Annotated in this window: 15 protein-coding genes; 5 read left to right on the top strand and 10 right to left on the bottom strand. The window is 69.3% G+C overall.

Translation table 11 applies throughout. The features are described from left to right. Nucleotides 1–5: 5 nt before the first annotated feature. The 5 genes from ACQ5SP_RS13935 to ACQ5SP_RS13915 all read right to left on the bottom strand — a co-directional run bounded on the left by ACQ5SP_RS13935 (nucleotide 6) and on the right by ACQ5SP_RS13915 (nucleotide 5,124). Nucleotides 6–2,918 carry a formate dehydrogenase subunit alpha gene (locus tag ACQ5SP_RS13935; protein WP_430939000.1) on the bottom strand — a complete coding sequence of 971 codons (2,913 nt, stop codon included), beginning with the start codon at nucleotides 2,916–2,918 and terminating at the stop codon, nucleotides 6–8. A 106-nt stretch (nucleotides 2,919–3,024) separates the two neighbouring features. Next, nucleotides 3,025–3,216 (bottom strand): ubiquinol-cytochrome c reductase iron-sulfur subunit N-terminal domain-containing protein, encoded by a 192-nt coding sequence (locus ACQ5SP_RS13930; RefSeq protein WP_430938999.1) that lies wholly within the window; start codon nucleotides 3,214–3,216, stop codon nucleotides 3,025–3,027. 66 nt (nucleotides 3,217–3,282) lie between these two features. Beyond that, nucleotides 3,283–3,891, bottom strand: coding sequence for a TorD/DmsD family molecular chaperone (locus tag ACQ5SP_RS13925; protein WP_430938998.1), 609 nt, complete (start codon nucleotides 3,889–3,891; stop codon nucleotides 3,283–3,285). A 25-nt stretch (nucleotides 3,892–3,916) separates the two neighbouring features. After that, complete coding sequence (locus tag ACQ5SP_RS13920; protein ID WP_430938997.1) at nucleotides 3,917–4,555, bottom strand: DUF3306 domain-containing protein; 639 nt, start codon at nucleotides 4,553–4,555, stop codon at nucleotides 3,917–3,919. Further along, nucleotides 4,552–5,124, bottom strand: a complete 573-nt coding sequence (locus ACQ5SP_RS13915; protein WP_430938996.1) for a DUF3305 domain-containing protein — start codon at nucleotides 5,122–5,124, stop codon at nucleotides 4,552–4,554. The genes ACQ5SP_RS13920 and ACQ5SP_RS13915 overlap by 4 nt, the downstream gene beginning before the upstream one ends. Nucleotides 5,125–5,477: 353 nt before the next feature. Here ACQ5SP_RS13915 and ACQ5SP_RS13910 point away from each other — a divergent pair, with 353 nt between their 5' ends. After that, nucleotides 5,478–7,436 (top strand): 4Fe-4S binding protein, encoded by a 1,959-nt coding sequence (locus ACQ5SP_RS13910; RefSeq protein WP_430939038.1) that lies wholly within the window; start codon nucleotides 5,478–5,480, stop codon nucleotides 7,434–7,436. Here the strand turns inward: ACQ5SP_RS13910 and ACQ5SP_RS13905 are convergent. Beyond that, nucleotides 7,430–8,161 carry a hypothetical protein gene (locus ACQ5SP_RS13905; protein WP_430938995.1) on the bottom strand — a complete coding sequence of 244 codons (732 nt, stop codon included), beginning with the start codon at nucleotides 8,159–8,161 and terminating at the stop codon, nucleotides 7,430–7,432. The genes ACQ5SP_RS13910 and ACQ5SP_RS13905 overlap by 7 nt on opposite strands. Nucleotides 8,162–8,253: 92 nt before the next feature. Between ACQ5SP_RS13905 and ACQ5SP_RS13900 the strand changes: the two genes are divergently transcribed. The 4 genes from ACQ5SP_RS13900 to ACQ5SP_RS13885 are packed head-to-tail and all read left to right on the top strand — an operon-like array spanning nucleotide 8,254 to nucleotide 10,703. Beyond that, nucleotides 8,254–8,448, top strand: coding sequence for a DUF6494 family protein (locus ACQ5SP_RS13900; protein WP_430938994.1), 195 nt, complete (start codon nucleotides 8,254–8,256; stop codon nucleotides 8,446–8,448). Nucleotide 8,449: 1 nt separating this feature from the next. Then, on the top strand, nucleotides 8,450–9,511 hold the full coding sequence (gene apbC, locus ACQ5SP_RS13895; protein WP_430938993.1) for an iron-sulfur cluster carrier protein ApbC: 1,062 nt from the start codon (nucleotides 8,450–8,452) through the stop codon (nucleotides 9,509–9,511). Then, nucleotides 9,508–10,227 (top strand): DUF4444 domain-containing protein, encoded by a 720-nt coding sequence (locus ACQ5SP_RS13890; protein ID WP_430938992.1) that lies wholly within the window; start codon nucleotides 9,508–9,510, stop codon nucleotides 10,225–10,227. The genes apbC and ACQ5SP_RS13890 overlap by 4 nt, the downstream gene beginning before the upstream one ends. Further along, entirely contained in the window at nucleotides 10,224–10,703 is a 480-nt protein-coding gene (locus ACQ5SP_RS13885) for a DUF6505 family protein (RefSeq protein WP_430938991.1), read from the top strand. Before ACQ5SP_RS13890 ends, ACQ5SP_RS13885 begins: the two co-directional genes overlap by 4 nt. Nucleotides 10,704–10,719: 16 nt before the next feature. On the opposite strand, the gene ACQ5SP_RS13880 is transcribed toward ACQ5SP_RS13885, so the two are convergent. The 4 genes from ACQ5SP_RS13880 to ACQ5SP_RS13865 all read right to left on the bottom strand — a co-directional run bounded on the left by ACQ5SP_RS13880 (nucleotide 10,720) and on the right by ACQ5SP_RS13865 (nucleotide 15,246). Further along, nucleotides 10,720–11,289, bottom strand: coding sequence for a hypothetical protein (locus tag ACQ5SP_RS13880; protein ID WP_430938990.1), 570 nt, complete (start codon nucleotides 11,287–11,289; stop codon nucleotides 10,720–10,722). A gap of 81 nt (nucleotides 11,290–11,370) precedes the next feature. Beyond that, the gene (locus ACQ5SP_RS13875) at nucleotides 11,371–11,637 is read right to left on the bottom strand and encodes a hypothetical protein (protein WP_430938989.1); all 267 of its coding nucleotides are present in this window, start codon (nucleotides 11,635–11,637) and stop codon (nucleotides 11,371–11,373) included. A 237-nt stretch (nucleotides 11,638–11,874) separates the two neighbouring features. Next, the gene (locus ACQ5SP_RS13870; RefSeq protein ID WP_430938988.1) at nucleotides 11,875–13,824 is read right to left on the bottom strand and encodes a M1 family metallopeptidase; all 1,950 of its coding nucleotides are present in this window, start codon (nucleotides 13,822–13,824) and stop codon (nucleotides 11,875–11,877) included. Between the two features lie 96 nt (nucleotides 13,825–13,920). Further along, on the bottom strand, nucleotides 13,921–15,246 hold the full coding sequence (locus ACQ5SP_RS13865) for a Glu/Leu/Phe/Val family dehydrogenase (RefSeq protein ID WP_430938987.1): 1,326 nt from the start codon (nucleotides 15,244–15,246) through the stop codon (nucleotides 13,921–13,923). Between the last annotated feature and the right edge of the window lie 55 nt (nucleotides 15,247–15,301).

The following is a 15,301-nucleotide window of genomic DNA, read 5'->3' as shown; positions in this document are numbered from 1 at the left end:
CCTCCTTAGGCCGGCATGATCTTGCAGAGAGTCGCTTTCGTCTCCTGCATCTGGGTCACCGAGTCGTAGCCATAGGTCTGGGCGGTGTTGGTGGATTCCCCCAGCACATAGGGGTCGGCGCCGTCGGGATACTTGTCCCGCAGGTCCTTGCCCTGGAAATGGCCGCCGAAGTGGAAGGGCATGAAGGCAACGCCCGCCCCGACACGTTCGGTGACCATGGCCATCACCTTGACCTTGCCGCCCTCGGGTCCTTCGACCCAGACCTGTGCGCCGTCCCGCACGCCGAGATTGTTGGCGTCGCGCGGGTTGATCTCGACGAACATGTCCTGCTGCAGTTCGGCCAGCCACGGGTTCGACCGGGTCTCGTCCCCGCCGCCCTCGTACTCGACCAGTCGGCCGGAGGTGAGGATGATCGGGTAGTCCTTCGAGAAGTCGTTCTTCTGGATCGACGCGTACATCGTCGGAAGCCGGTAGAACTTCTTGTCCTCGTAGGTCGGATAATCCGCGACCAGGTCGCGCCGCGGCGTGTAGAGCGGCTCGCGGTGCAGCGGCACCGGGTCGGGGAAGGTCCACACGACCGCCCGCGCCTTGGCGTTGCCGAAGGGCGCGCATTCGTGCTTGATCGCCACCCGCTGGATGCCGCCCGACAGGTCGGTCTTCCAGTTGACGCTGCCGATGTTGTCCGGCCCGCCGGCGACCGCCTCGATGGCGGCGCGTTCCTCGGCGGTGAGATCGGAATCCCAGCCGAGATCCATCAGCATCTGCATCGTGAACTCGGGATACCCGTCCTGGATTTCCGAGCCCTGGCTGTAGACGCCTTCGGCCAGCAGGTTGTCGCCGTTCCGCTCGACGCCGAAGCGCGCGCGGAAGGTGAGCCCGCCCCGCGAGACCGGCTTGGACATGTCGTAGAGGTTCGGCGTGCCCGGGTGGTTCATCTCGGGCGTGCCCCAGGACGGCCAGGGCAGGCCGTAATAGTCGCCGTCGGCCGGGCCGCCCACCGCCTGCAGGGTGGTCCTGTCGAAGGTGTGCTGGTTTTCCATGTGCAGCTTCAGCCGTTCCGGCGACTGGCCGGTATAGCCAATGGTCCACATGCCGCGATTGATCTCGCGCAGCGTGTCCTCGACGTTCGGCGTCACGCCGTCATCCTCGATCGCGATGTTGCGGAACATGCGATCGTGGAAGCCGAACTTCTTGGCGAAGAGGCCGACGATCTCGTGATCCGACTTCGACTCGAAGAGCGGGTCGACCACCTTCTCGCGCCACTGCAGCGACCGGTTCGACGCGGTGACCGAGCCGTAGGTCTCGAACTGCGTGCAGGCCGGCAGCAGGTAGACGCCGTCCTCGCGATCCTGCAGCACCGCCGAGACGGTCGGGTAGGGATCGATGACGACCAGCATGTCGAGCTTTTCCATCGCCGTCTTCATCTCGGTCATGCGGGTCTGCGAGTTGGGCGCGTGGCCCCAAAGCACCATGGCGCGAACGTTGTTCGGCTGGTCCATGTTCTCCGCGTCCTCGAGGATGCCGTCGATCCAGCGGCTGACCGGGATACCGGTGAGGTTCTGCAGCGACTTGGTCTTGCCGTCCGCGCCCTCGAGCGTGTCGAACTGGCCGGCCAGCCATTCCGGGTCCTCGCCCCAGACACGCGCCCAGTGCGCCCAGGCGCCCTTGGACAGGCCGTAATAGCCCGGCAGCGTATGGCTGAGCACGCCGAGATCGGTCGCGCCCTGCACGTTGTCATGGCCGCGGAAGATGTTCGTGCCGCCGCCGGACGTGCCCATGTTGCCCAGGGCCAGCTGCAGGATGCAGTAGGCACGGGTGTTGTTGTTGCCGTTGGTGTGCTGCGTGCCGCCCATGCACCAGATCACCGTGCCGGGACGGTTGTTGGCCATGGTGCGCGCCACGCGCTCGAGCTGGCTGCCCGGCGTGCCGGTCACGCGCTCGACTTCCTCGGGGGTCCACTTGGCGACCTCTTCCTTGATCTGGTCCATCCCCCAGACACGGGTGCGGATGAACTCCTTGTCCTCCCAGCCGTTCTCGAAGATGTGCCAGAGGATGCCCCAGACCAGCGCCACGTCGGTGCCGGGCCGGAAGCGGACGTATTCGTCGGCATGGGCCGCGGTGCGGGTGAAGCGCGGGTCGCAGACGATCAGCGGCGCGTTGTTCTGCTCTTTCGCGCGCAGAACGTGCAGCAGCGAGACCGGGTGCGCCTCGGCGGGGTTGCCGCCGATGATGAAGATCGCGCGGCTGTTGTGGATGTCGTTGTAGCTGTTGGTCATGGCGCCGTAGCCCCATGTGTTCGCAACACCCGCAACGGTGGTGGAGTGACAGATCCGCGCCTGGTGATCCACGTTGTTCGTGCCCCAGTAGGCGGCGAACTTGCGGAACAGGTAGGCCTGCTCGTTGCTGTGCTTGGCCGAGCCGAGCCAGTAGACGCTGTCCGGGCCGCTTTCCTCGCGGATCTGCATCATGCCGTCGCCGATCTCGTCGATCGCCTGTTCCCAGCTGATGCGCTTCCACGCGCCGCCCTCTTTCTTCATCGGGTATTTGAGCCGGCGCTCGCCATGGGCGTGCTCGCGGACCGCGGCGCCCTTGGCGCAGTGGGCGCCCAGGTTGAAGGGGCTGTCCCAGCCGGGCTCCTGGCCCGTCCAGACGCCGTTCTGAACCTCGGCGATGACGGTGCAGCCGACCGAGCAGTGGGTGCAGACGGACTTGACCGTTTCGACCGCCTGGTCGGCGGCGTTCTGGGCCGATGCCTGGGTCACGGTGCCGCCCGTGGCGCCGATTGCGGCCAGGCCGCCGATGGCCAGGCCCGAGCCGCGCAGGAAGGCGCGGCGGTCGACGGATTTCCCGGCGACCTCAGACAGGATACTTGTCCGCTGGGGGCGTCGCGCAACCCCGTTGGTCTTTTTCCTAAGCATTGCAGTTACCTCGCTTGACGTCCCCTTTGGACGCGCAGGTGTTTCGACAACCTCCGGCAGTTGGGCGTCACGCAACCGGTCGCCGGAAGCTTTTGACGACGTCCGGTCAGAACCGGGCGCTGTCGAAGTAGGCGCGCGTGTGCGCGGTGTCCTGAAGACGGGTCTCGCCCGTCGCGGGCTGTGCCGCGTCGGCGTCGGTCGGGGCAAGCGTCGCTGCGGCGAGCGCTGCCGGGGCCGATGTCGTCGCGAGCTTCAGGAAATCACGACGGTTCGCGCCGCGCTTCTCCTTGTCACTCATCGAAGGGTCTCCCTTCCGGTTTCGGTTATGACCGGGCGCGGACGCCCGGCCGGCGCGTTCGCGGGGTCAGGCCCCGCCCATTCGGAACGCCTCGCGCTCGATCTCCATGAAGATCCGGCCGGCGGCGCCGACCGAAGCATAGAAGACCGAGTTCTTGGCGGCTTCCAAATCCGAGTAGAAATGCCCCGCCCAGGGGCCGATATGGCGGTTCCAGAAGGTTTTCTGGTTTTCCAGGTCCGCCGGGGCGGCGAACCGCCCGGTGATGAGCCCGGCCATCATCTCCATCAGCGAGGCGATGTTGTCCTCGGGCTCGAACGTGTTGGGCGCCCGGGTGATGCGGCGCGCGATCATGTCGTTGCGCAGCTGCGCCAGCGGCTTCTCGTTGAGGAAACCGGTCAGGTAGTAGCTGCCATAGGGCAGCAGCTCTCCCCGCCCGAGCCCGATGAAGAGCGCGTTGTACTCGCGCTCCACCGCTTCGGGGCGGGTGGCGCGCGCGACCCGCGCCATGGCGCCGATCGCCTGGCCGAGATCGCTGTCATCGCCGGTCAGGGTGGCGGTCTGCTTCAGAAGCGCCCCGTCGGGCGGTGCCGCCAGGAGGCGGGCGAGGAAATCGTAGAGATCGGCGCGCAGCTGATCTTCTGGGGCGATTTCTCGGCGTTCGGCGGTCACTGTCATCGGGGCTCCGGCTGTTGGGTCTGTGTCAGCTGGCAAAACTGAATCTCATGCGGCGGGGCAGGGCGGGGGCGGGTGCGTCCTCGTCGGTCCCCGCCCAGGCGGTTTGTGCGGGCTGCGCGTCGGGCCCGGTCTCGGTCTCGGGGGCGGCCGCTGCCACGGCCGCGTCGTCCGCGTGGGACTCCCCCGGCTCATCCGGCGTGCCGGTCTCGGTCGTGCCAGATGCGGGGTCGGCCGCCGCGGCCTCCGCCTCCGCCTCTGCCTCGGCCTGGCGGGCGAGTTCCTCGACATGGGCCTTCATGCCCTTGCCGACCTGGTAGGCCGTGCGCACGACCTCGGCCACGCCGCTGCCCGTGTAGTCCTCGCCGTAATCCACCAGCGAGTCGAGATTGGCGAGCGTCGGGTTCGACAGCCAGAGCCGCCGCAGGGCGCGGCGCCGGATACGCTCGGGCACGGCCTTGGCCATGAAGCCCGAGAAATCGTCGCCCGGCTCCAGGCTGTCGGGATCCGGCAGCTCAAGCTCGGCCAGGACGTCCGCGTCGGACTTTTCCTCCAGCTCGGCGCGGGTTTCGGCCAGCTCCGCCGCGGCGCGGGCGCGGGCCTCCGCGTCCTCTTCGGCGCGGACACGGGCCTTGCGGCGGGACCAGAAATCGCTGCCACGGCTCATTGCAGCCCTCCCGCCTTGCGGGCCGGGCGCGGCGCCCGGTAGACGTCGGACATCTGGCGGATCCGGTGGTCGCCCTTCCCGTCCTCGACCAGGTCGATGCGCTTCTTGTCGCGCTTGCGCTTGACGAAGGCTTCCTCGACATGGTGCGCGGTTACGAAATCGCGGACCCAGGCGACGAGGCCGCGGGTCATCGGCACCTTCTCGACGAGCTCTTCGCCGGAGTCGGTATAGTCCTGCGCCTCGTAGGGCGAGGCGGTCACGAGCAGAACCTCGAGCGGCGCGCCGTCCTCGGCCTCGTCGCGCATCACGACGTAGATCGACGGCACCTCGTCCGAGAGCGCGGCCAGATAGGCCTCGGTCTCGGCCGCCCAGAGCGTCAGCGGCAGCGTGGCGGCGTGATACTCGGTCACGTCACCCTCCTGGCGCAGCACGGCCCAGTGGGCCGGCGCGGCGCCGGGCAGAACGGCGACCGCCTTGAACGCCCAGCGCGCCCAACGCGTCACCCCCGGCTGTCGCCGGATCACGATGCCCAGTGGCAGGGTTTCATGAATGGCGGCACTGCGCGCCACGATCGGTGTCCTCCCAGGTGTCTTTCTTCCGGCTCCGCAGGTACGGACGCAGCGCTCGCAGAGACCGGGATTTGAACCAATCATGTGCCAGAATGGACTGTTCGCAAAGAAATATTTTTGGATGTGTACCGTCGTTCACCATTTCCCCTAGCGCGACAGGAGATTCCGTGCATGCCTTTGCATACGCGGCATGGCGATCCTGCGCCGCAGCATCCGCGGCGCGATTCGCGCCGGGGATCGCGGGGGGGGTGACGCGGCACCCGGCAAGGGCTTTACCCTGCGGGGGAATTGTGGCTTCCTGCCCGTGCGAACAGGGAGGACGGGCCGGCATGGCCCGTGACATGGGACCGAAAATGGCGAAGCACCTCGTGCTCTGCGACTGCGAGGGAACGCAGTCGATCGACCGCAAGACGCTCGAAGAAACAACCGGACTGCGCTGCTCGAAGATCTACGACGGCCTGTGCACGCGCCAGATCGGCGCGGCGGCCGAGGCGATCGGGCAGGGCGACGCGATCATCGCCTGCCAGCAGGAGCGGGCCCGGTTCGAGGAACTGGCCGCCGAGCTTGGCCTGCCCGAGCCGGGCTTCGTCGATATCCGCGACCGCGCCGGCTGGACCCGCAAGGGCGAGGATCCGGCCCCGAAAATGGCCGCGCTCGCGGCCGAGGCCGCGATGGCCGCGCCGGCGCCCAAGGCGCTCGACGTGGTCTCGGAAGGCATCTGCCTCGTGATCGGCGCGGCCGAGGTGGCGCTGCCGGCGGCCGAGCGCCTGGCCGGGGCGCTGGGGGTCACCGTGCTGCTGACCGACGCGGGCGCGTTGCCGCTCGACCGGCGCTTCGACGTGGTGCGGGGCGAGGTGCGCAGCCTGTCGGGGGCGCTCGGCGGCTTCGAGCTGCGGATCGACCGGCTGCAGCAGGTCGCGCCCGGCGGGCGCGGCGCCTTCGGCCTGACCGCGCCGCGCGACGGCGGCGTGTCGGAATGCGACATCGTGCTGGACCTGTCGGGCGGAACGCCGCTGGTGCCCGCCCCCGCCAAGCGCGAGGGGTATCTCCGCGCCGATCCGGGCGATCCCAACGCGGTCGCCGCCGCCCTGCTCGAGGCCGTGCAGCTCGTCGGCACCTTCGAGAAGCCGCTTTACGTGCGGATGGAAGAGTCGCTCTGCGCCCATTCGCGGGCCGGGCAGGTGGGCTGCACGCGCTGTCTCGACATCTGCCCGACCGGCGCGATCACGCCGGCCGGCGAGCACGTCACGGTCGACCCGATGATCTGCGCGGGCTGCGGGGCCTGTGCCGCGCTCTGCCCGAGCGGGGCGATCAGCTATGACGACCCGCCGGTGGATCATCTCTTCCGGCGGCTGGACATGCTGGCCCGCAGCTACCGCAAGGCCGGCGGAACGGCGCCGCGCCTCGTGGTCTGCGACACCGCGCATGGCCGCGAGATGATCGCGCTGGCCGCGCGGTTCGGCGACGGGCTGCCCGCGGACGTGATCCCGCTGGAACTGGATACCGTGTCGGGCTTCGGGCATGCCGAGATGCTGGCCGCGCTGGCCACGGGATTTGCGCGCGTGGACGTGCTGCTGGCCCCCACGACCGAGCGCGACGCGCTCATCCGCGAGCAGGCGCTGGCCGAGGCCGTTTCCGGCGCGGGCCGGGTCGGGCTTCTCGACGTGGCCGATCCCGAGGAGATGTCGCACCGTCTCTACGACGCCGATCGTCTGCCCGCGCAGGCGGAGCCGGTCCTTCCGATGGGCTCGCGCCGGCAGGTGACGCGCCTGGCCGCCCAGGCGCTGGCCGGGACGCCGGAAGAACCGCTGCCGCTGCCCGAGGGCGCGCCCTACGGCGCGGTGCTGGTCGATACCGAGGCCTGCACGCTCTGCCTGTCCTGCGTGTCGCTCTGTCCTTCGGGGGCGCTGGTCGACAATCCCGACATGCCGCAGCTCCGCTTCCAGGAGGATGCCTGCCTGCAATGCGGGATCTGCAAGACCGTCTGTCCCGAGAACGCGATCACGCTGGAGCCGCGGCTCGACCTGACCGACGCGGCGCTGTCGCAGCGCGTTCTCAACGAGGAGGAGCCCTTCGCCTGCATCGAGTGCGGGGCGCTGTTCGGGGTGAAATCCACCGTCGAGAAGATCATGGAGACGCTGGCCGGCAAGCACCCGATGTTCGCGGAATCCGACGCGGCGCGGATGATCCAGATGTGCGACAACTGCCGGGTAAACGCGCAGTACCATTCCCAGGACAACCCCTTCGCCATGGGCGAGCGGCCGAAGCTGCGCACGACGGACGACTACTACTCCAAGCGCCGGGATCACTGATGCTTGACGGGGGCGCCCAGATCTGCCGGCGCGAGCGCGGCCGTGTAGGCGATGATCGCGTCGAGATCGTCCAGCGTCATCTCGATGGGCACGATGGGCGAGGGGCGCGTCTTGTCGAAGGGCGGCGTCACGCCTTCGACCTGGGTGAAGGCCCCGTGCGGGTTCAGCGCGAAGAACGCCTCGAAGCGGGCGTTCCAGTTGGGCAGCCCGCGCAGCACCGCGAAGGACGGCGTCGAGCCGAGCCCGTTCATGCGGTTTCGCTCGTTGATGACATGACAGCGTCCGCAGAGCGTGAGCGACAGCTCTTCCCCGAGCACGGCGTCGCCGTCATATGTGGCCGCCGCCGCCGCAACCGCCTGCCGGACCGTGGCCGAGAAGGCCGCGCCCCCCTCCGGCGCGAAGCTGTCCACCGTGCGCCTGCCGATATCGGAGGTCAGCCAGTCCTCGAAGCGGAGCGCATCGGCGCTGCCGTCGTGGCGCAGGTGATAGACCGTGCCGCCGCGCTCGAAGACGGGCGTGCCGGGCGGGCCGGCCGCGATCTGCAGCGCGCCCCGGTCGGCCAGCGCGACGCGGATCGAGGTCTTGAGCGAAAACCGTGGCAGCAGGTGGGCCATCAGGCCGCTCTCCACCGTCTCGGGCGCGGCCTGCATCCGCAGGTCGGGCTCCTGCGCGGCGGCGCCCAGGGCGGTGCCGAGGATCAGGGCGATACAGAGACCGAGACGCATGGCGGTCCCTCTCGGGCTGTTCAAGTGACCTATATACCTTACGAGGCGGGTTTGCCGCCCGTCAACGCGACCGGGAAAAAGGGAGGAAAACCATGAGCGACGACTTCAACATGTCGATGCGGAAATTCCTGAAGCAGGTGGGCGTCACCTCGCAGCAGGCCATCGAGGAGGCCATGCGCGAGGCCGGCGACACGGCCGGCAAGACCTACGCGGCCAAGGTGGTGCTGACCGTCGACGGGCTCGATCTCGAGCATGTGGTGACCGGCGAGATCAAGGGGCAGTCCTGACGTGGCGACGCGTGACGAGGTTCTGGCCGCGCTCCGCGCGGTCCGTGATCCCGGCCGGGACGAGGATATCGTCTCGGCCGGGATGGTGCGGGCGCTGACCGTCGAGGACGGCGCCGTCCGCTTCGTGCTCGAGATTGACCCGGCCCGGGCCGAGGCGATGGAGCCCGTCAAGGCCGAGGCCGAGCGCGCGCTGAAGGCGCTCGGGAGCATCGACGCCGTGTCGGTCGTGATGACCGCGCATTCCCAGAAGGCGCCGCCGGACCTGAAGCCCCAGCGCCCGGCCGAGCCGCAGGGCCCGCAGAAGGTGCCCGGCATCGACCGCATCGTGGCGATCGCCAGCGGCAAGGGGGGCGTCGGCAAATCGACCGTCACCGCCAACCTCGCCTGCGCGCTCGCCGCCGAGGGCCGGCGGGTCGGGCTGCTGGACGCCGATGTCTACGGGCCTTCCCAGCCGCGGATGCTGGGCGTTTCCGGCCGTCCGGCCAGCCCGGACGGCAAGACGATCCTGCCGATGCGCAACCACGGCGTGACCATGATGTCGATCGGGCTGATGACCAACGAGGACCAGGCGGTGGTCTGGCGCGGCCCGATGCTGATGGGCGCGCTGCAGCAGATGCTGTCGCAGGTGCAGTGGGGGGCGCTCGACGTGCTGCTGGTGGACCTGCCGCCCGGCACGGGCGACGTGCAGATGACCCTAGCGCAGAAGGCCGTGGTGGACGGCGCGATCATCGTCTCGACGCCGCAGGACGTGGCGCTGCTCGACGCGCGCAAGGGGGTGGACATGTTCCGCCAGCTCAACGTCCCGATCCTCGGCATGGTCGAGAACATGAGCACCCATATCTGTTCCAATTGCGGGCATGAGGAGCACGTCTTCGGCCATGGCGGGGTCACCCGCGAGGCCGAGAAGCTCGGCGTGCCCCTGCTGGCGGAAATCCCGCTGCATCTGGATATCCGGACCGCCGCCGACGGGGGCGCCCCCATCGTGATCTCCAAGCCCGACAGCGCGCAGGCCGATGCCTTCCGCCGGCTCGCCCGGCAACTGATCGACGCGGGCGCGGCATGACCGACGCGCCCGCCCCGACATTCCCGCCGCTGATGGAGGGTCAGGCGCTCGACGGGGGACTCGACCCGTTCGAGAAGGCCTGCGCGCAGGCGCTTCTGGGCTGCGATGCCGGGCTGGTGAATTATAACCTGCAGGCCGACAGGCTGCGCGCGGCGATCGTCTTCGCGCCCGAGGTCGCGCTCGAGCCGGCGATGGCGATGCTGCCTGCCTGCGGCGTCGGTTTCCAGAACGCGCTGGGCGCGCTCGCGCCGCCCGAGGTCGCGGTGCATCTCGGCTGGGACGGGCGTATCTTCGTCAACGGCGCGCGCTGCGGCCGGCTGCGGGTGGCCGGTGACGACGTCGCGCCGGACGCGGTGCCGGCCTGGCTGGTCGTCGGGCTGGACCTGCCGCTTCTGCCCGGGGGCGACGTGCCGGGCAGCGCGCCCGAGCGCACCTCGCTCTATGACGAGGGCTGCGCCGGGGTGGACCCGGTGCACCTGCTCGAAAGCTGGGCGCGCCATACGCTGGTCTGGCTCAATCGGTGGGAAGACGAGGGCCAGGCCCCGCTTCATGCCGAATGGCTGGGGCTTGCCCATGGCGTCGGCGAGGAGATCGAGGTCGACGGCCAGGCCGGCACCTTCCTCGGCGTGGACGAACATTTCGGCATGCTCCTGCGGGACAGCGAAAAGACCCGGCTGATCCCGCTCTCATCTCTGGTGAAAGGGAAAAGCGCATGAAACTGGCCCGCGCGATCCATTTCGACGAAAGCGACATGAACGTCTTCTTCAGCCCCGCGCGCACAGGCGAATGGGCGATCAGCGGCGGCTTCGAGTTTTCCAACTGGACCGAGGGCGACCTGGTCGGCAAGGCGCGCCAGGCTTTCGCCAATGGCTGGCTCGGGCTGGAGACCTTCGGCCGGGTCACCTTCGTCGCGGTGACCCAGATCGAGGAATCCGAGATCGCGCTGCTCGAGCGGGCGCTGGCCCGCCACTTCGTCGCGGTCTACGGCGCGCCCTCGGAAGAGGCGGCGCTGGGCGTGGCGCGGGAGGAGATCGCGCATATGCGCGAGCTTTGCGAGGATCACCCGGCCAACACGCTGCTGACGGTCAGCCGCGAACTGACGGAATCCGGCGTGCGCGAAGCCTTCCGCGTGATCGAGGCGCAGGAGGCCGGGCTGGAACAGTTCGCGATCCATGGCGACCTGCCGCAGTAACGCGGCGGTCACGGGATCACGATGCGCCGTCGCGGCCCAGCAATCGCATCCAGCGGAAAACGAACATCAGCACGACCATGCAGACGACCAGCCCCATGAGGTCGCCCACCGCGTAGGTCAGCAGGACGCCCAGCATTTCCTCGAGGCCGATGAGCCCGGAATAGACGATGGTCTGGCCGATCGAATTCAGCACCGAGGCGATGGCGCCCACCAGCACGAGGGCGGTCCAGTTCAGCCGCGACCGGCCGCCCGCGTAGAGATCGCGCCCCGCGAGGCGGAGCAGCTCGAACGCGGCCCAGGCCGACATTGCGCCGATCAGGATGGATTCCACGAGCGCCGGCTGCAGGTAGTCGCGGATCTCGGTCGGCGTGAAGATCAGGTCCGAGACGATGGCACCGGCGATCAGCGCCGGGATCGCCTTCCAGCCATACACCCATGTCGCCAGCACGCGGACGCCGTGGGGCAGGTAGACGAGGCTGGCGAAAACGGTCGTCTCCGGCAGGATCTGCGCCTGGACCGGCGTAACGGCGAACGCCGTCATCCCGTGGCAGAGGATGTAGGCCAGGGCGACGATCAGCAGGCTCACGGAGCGGTGATCCCGTTCCATGCATGCCGATCGGGCGCCGGCCGCGTCGCGCGGCGCGCGCCTTTGCGCCGTGGCGTCGTTTCAATTCGCGGCAAGATCGCTCCGCACGACATAGTGGCGAGCCTTGAAGCCTTCGGCCTTCTCGAGCAATCCCAGCGCCACGAGGGAGCGCAGGGCGCGGTGATAGGACGCCTGCGCCATGTGCCGGACGAGCTCGTGCCGGCGAATCTGGTCGGACGTGACAGAGCCGCCCGGCATGCCCGTCAGGGCGTGGGCGGCGAGGAAGACGTCAAGCTCCGACGGGCTGAGCGCGTCGAGCCCGACATCGCGTTCCATCTGGCGAAGCATGCGCCGGAGTTCAAAAAGGGCCGATAGCTTGTTCATAATTCTTTTATATTTGTGACGCCGGGCGAATTCCATAACCGAAATTCAAATCCGAATGCAATTATCATATTGACAGACAAGTCATTTGAAAGGATCGTTTTCTAATTACTCCCTGAGACGTCTTCGTGAGTGGTGGCGTCTCACCTCGTTTCATCACGGGTCTGCCCCGGTTGCCTTGTGGCAGCCGGGGTTTTTCGTCGCTCAGCGAGGCTGGGCCGTGGCAAAGCTCCTGGCCAGCGGGCTCGACGGCATGTCCCATACCCCGGTTTCGACCGTCGCGCCGGCGGCGAAAGCGACATAGCTGCGCCCGGCGTAATAGGGGGCGGCCACGAGTTCCTCCGTGAGCGCGTTGACGCGGTCGGCCGACGCGAAAACGATCTGCCGGCCGGTCGCGTCGCGTTCGGCCCAGATCCGCGCCGCGCCGGTCGCCGGGTCCCAGGGCGCCGGGCCGGCGATCATCTCGTCGCGCAGGCGCGAGACCGCGGCCGTCGTGCCGATCACCAGCAGGTCTGCCGTCGCGGCGCCGGGCGCCTCCAGTGCGACCTCTTCGCGCCGCAGCAGCCGGGCGGCAAGCGTCCGCGCCGCCTCTTCCAGCCCGGCCGCCGTGCCGGCGAGGCGCAGGGTCATCCCCGCGCCGGACAGCGCCCGCAGCGTCGGCGGCACCTCGCCCGGCAGGAGCCGCCGCGCAAGGTCGAACCCCGGATCGACGTGCACCCCCGTGGCCGGGGCGTCGAGCGGCAGCGTCACCGACAGGCGGGTGTCCTCGAGGCGCACGTGCCGCGTGACCGTCCCCGCAGCCGTATCTATGCGCAGCGGCACCGCGAGCCGGAAGGCCGGGCCGGACTGGGAGAGCGCGATGCGCAGCGCCGGCCCACCGCCGGTGTCGATCGCCTCCGCCGCATCGAGCCGGATCTCCGGCAGGCCGGGCCGGTTGATCCACTGGTCGAAAAAGCCCGACAGATCCCGCCCGGCCGCCGCCCCGAACGCATCTGCGAGATCCGCCCAGCCGGCCACCTCGCTTTCCTGTGCCGCGTAGAAGCGCCGGATCCCCGCGCGGAACGCGGCCGGGCCGATCTCGTCCCGCAGCATGTGCAGGACCAGCGCCGCCTTGCCGTAGCCCACCGCCTGCCGCCCGTCATGCGCGGCCGAGCGGAAATCGCGCAGGGCCCCGATATCGTCCGCGGGCAGCTGCGCGAGTCCCCGTAGCCATTCGAGCCGCATCTCGCGCGCGGCCGCCGCGCCCTCGGCCTCGGCCAGGGCGTAGTCGGCCTGGAAGGTGGTCAGCCCCTCGGCCCAGTTCCCGGCCGCGTAATCCACCGCCACGGCGTTGCCCCACCAGCTGTGTACCACCTCGTGGGCGAGCGACCGGCCGCGCATGTAGGGATGCGACAGGATGGACCGGGCGACGTAGGTCAGCCCCGCGAACCCGAGCCCGACCGGGATCGGCGCCGAGACGACCGCGAAACTGTCGTAAGGGTAGGGGCCGATCTCGGCCTCGTAGCGGGCAAGGTATCCCGCCGCCGCGTCGATATAGGCGGCCGACAGGTCGGCGTCGCCGTCCTCGAAATAGGTGCGGATGCGCCGGCCGTCGCGGATCTCCTCGGCGATGGTGTAGCGGCCGACGAAGAGCCCGAGATCGCGCGGACGCCCGGTAAAGACGAAATCGGCGCGGTAGCGGCCCTCGGCGCGGGTTTCGCCGGAAAGCGATCCGGTGGCCACGACGCGATGGCTTTCGGGCACCGAGAGCCCCAGGCGGAAGCGACGCAGCGCGCGATCGTCACGCGGCAGCCAGTCCGCGCCCACGAGATGACCGCCATCGGCGGTCATGCTGGCCAGTCCGATGGGCCGGGCGGGTTGCGGCAGGCGGCCGGCGAGACGAACGGTGACCGGCGCGCCCCCGTGCCGGCCCGGGGCGAGGGTGGCGCCATCGGGCACCGCCGCCCTGTCGCCGATCGCCAGGCCGGTGATCTCCAGCCAGCCGAGGTCGGGCAGGCGGACCGGACCCTCGGGCGCCTCGATCCGCGTCTCGACCTCCAGCGTGGCGCCGTCCGGATCGAGCGACAGCCGGACGGTCTGCAGCACCGGTGTCTCCGCCAGGGCGGGGACGGCGAGACAGATCAGGACCAGGACCGGGCGCAGCAAAGCGGTCATTGCGGGTCTCCTCATGCGGGGCGCGGCCCCCGCGACGCGCCTTAACCTAGGGGAAAGAGCGCCCGGGTCCACGCCGCCCGACAGCGCCCGGGACCGTCAGAGACGCCCGCCATTGGCGAAGAACGCCTCGGTCCCGCGGGCCTCGATCGACTCGGCGATGCGCTTGAGGCCGTGGATATAGGCCGCCTCGCGCATGGAAACCTCCATCTGCGTGCGCAGCGACCAGATCGCCTGGGTCTCGGTCTCCATCTTGGTCTTGAGATGATCGCGCACCTGCGAACTGTCCCAGTAGAAGCCGGACCGGTTCTGCACCCATTCCAGGTGCGACACGGCCACGCCGCCGGCATTGGCCAGGATATCGGGCAGGATCAGTATGCCTTTCGCGGTCAGCGCCGCGTCGGCCTCGGGGGCGACCGGGCCGTTGGCGAGTTCCAGGATGATCCGCGCCGCGATCCGGTCGCAGTTCTGGGCGGTGATCTGGCGCTCGAGCGCGGCGGGGACGAGCACCTCGCAGGGCTGTTCCAGCAGCTCCGCGTTGCTCATCTCGCGGGTCTTGCCGTGGCCCTTGGCGCCCAACACGGTGCCGTTGATGTGCTTGTGCTCCATCGCGGCCAGCGGGTCGATCCCGGCGGGGTCGTATATGCCACCGCACGAGTCGCTGACGCCCACGATCCGGTAGCCGTCGGCATGCAGCAGCTTGGCGCAGTGATAGCCAACATTGCCGAAGCCCTGCACGATCACCGTCGACTTGTCCGGGTCGATGGCAAGCGCGGGCTCGAGATGGCGCAGCGCGTAATAGCCGCCCCGCGCCGTGGCGTCGGTGCGCCCGACCGTGCCGCCGAAAGCCAGCGGCTTGCCGGTGATCGCCGTGGGCGAGGGGCGCCCGGTGATCGAGCTGTACTCGTCCGCCATCCAGGCGATGACGATCCCGTTGGTGTACATGTCGGGGGCCATGATGTCGCGGTCGGTGCCGATGAAGCTGGAGAAGGCCTCGACATAAGCGCGCGAGAGCCGTTCCAGCTCGCCCTTCGACAGCGCCTTGGTGTCGACGCAGACCCCGCCCTTGCCGCCGCCGAAGGGCAGATCGGCCACGGCGCATTTGAAGGTCATCCAGAAGGCCAGCGTCTGGATCTCGTCGAGACACACGCCGGGGTGAAAGCGCACGCCGCCCTTGGTCGGCCCGCGCCGGTCGTTGTAGCGGCAGCGCCAGGCCGGGAAGCTGCGCCGGCTGCCGTCGTCCATCCGGATGAGCAGGCTGGCCGAAAGCGTCTCGCGCGGGTCTTTCAGCTCCTCGAAGACGTCGGGATGGATCTTGAGCCGCTCGCAGGCGGCGCGCAGGTTGTCCCGCGCGGCCGGGAACAGTGCCTCGATCGGCGGCGCGGCGGGTGCGGTGCGGTCGTCGCTGTCGGGATCGTCTTTCATGGGCGGCATTGTCGGGCGCGCGGCGGGGCCTTGTCCAGCCAAGACTTCGGCGTCC

This window comes from Rhodovulum sp. YNF3179 (assembly GCF_050586465.1).
In the GTDB taxonomy this organism is placed as follows: domain Bacteria; phylum Pseudomonadota; class Alphaproteobacteria; order Rhodobacterales; family Rhodobacteraceae; genus CAJXYS01.
Note: the sequence above shows the minus strand (reverse complement) of the source record. Positions and strands in the feature narration are given on the sequence as shown.

Coding starts and splice junctions, on each gene's coding strand:
- ACQ5SP_RS13865 (WP_430938987.1), bottom strand. CDS start 15,246: ATGAAAGACGATCCCGACAGCGACGACCGCACCGCACCCGCCGCGCCG.
- ACQ5SP_RS13910 (WP_430939038.1), top strand. CDS start 5,478: ATGGCGAAGCACCTCGTGCTCTGCGACTGCGAGGGAACGCAGTCGATC.
- ACQ5SP_RS13925 (WP_430938998.1), bottom strand. CDS start 3,891: ATGACAGTGACCGCCGAACGCCGAGAAATCGCCCCAGAAGATCAGCTG.
- ACQ5SP_RS13905 (WP_430938995.1), bottom strand. CDS start 8,161: ATGCGTCTCGGTCTCTGTATCGCCCTGATCCTCGGCACCGCCCTGGGC.
- ACQ5SP_RS13935 (WP_430939000.1), bottom strand. CDS start 2,918: ATGCTTAGGAAAAAGACCAACGGGGTTGCGCGACGCCCCCAGCGGACA.
- ACQ5SP_RS13885 (WP_430938991.1), top strand. CDS start 10,224: ATGAAACTGGCCCGCGCGATCCATTTCGACGAAAGCGACATGAACGTC.
- ACQ5SP_RS13875 (WP_430938989.1), bottom strand. CDS start 11,637: ATGCTTCGCCAGATGGAACGCGATGTCGGGCTCGACGCGCTCAGCCCG.
- ACQ5SP_RS13930 (WP_430938999.1), bottom strand. CDS start 3,216: ATGAGTGACAAGGAGAAGCGCGGCGCGAACCGTCGTGATTTCCTGAAG.
- ACQ5SP_RS13900 (WP_430938994.1), top strand. CDS start 8,254: ATGAGCGACGACTTCAACATGTCGATGCGGAAATTCCTGAAGCAGGTG.
- ACQ5SP_RS13890 (WP_430938992.1), top strand. CDS start 9,508: ATGACCGACGCGCCCGCCCCGACATTCCCGCCGCTGATGGAGGGTCAG.
- ACQ5SP_RS13920 (WP_430938997.1), bottom strand. CDS start 4,555: ATGAGCCGTGGCAGCGATTTCTGGTCCCGCCGCAAGGCCCGTGTCCGC.
- ACQ5SP_RS13870 (WP_430938988.1), bottom strand. CDS start 13,824: ATGACCGCTTTGCTGCGCCCGGTCCTGGTCCTGATCTGTCTCGCCGTC.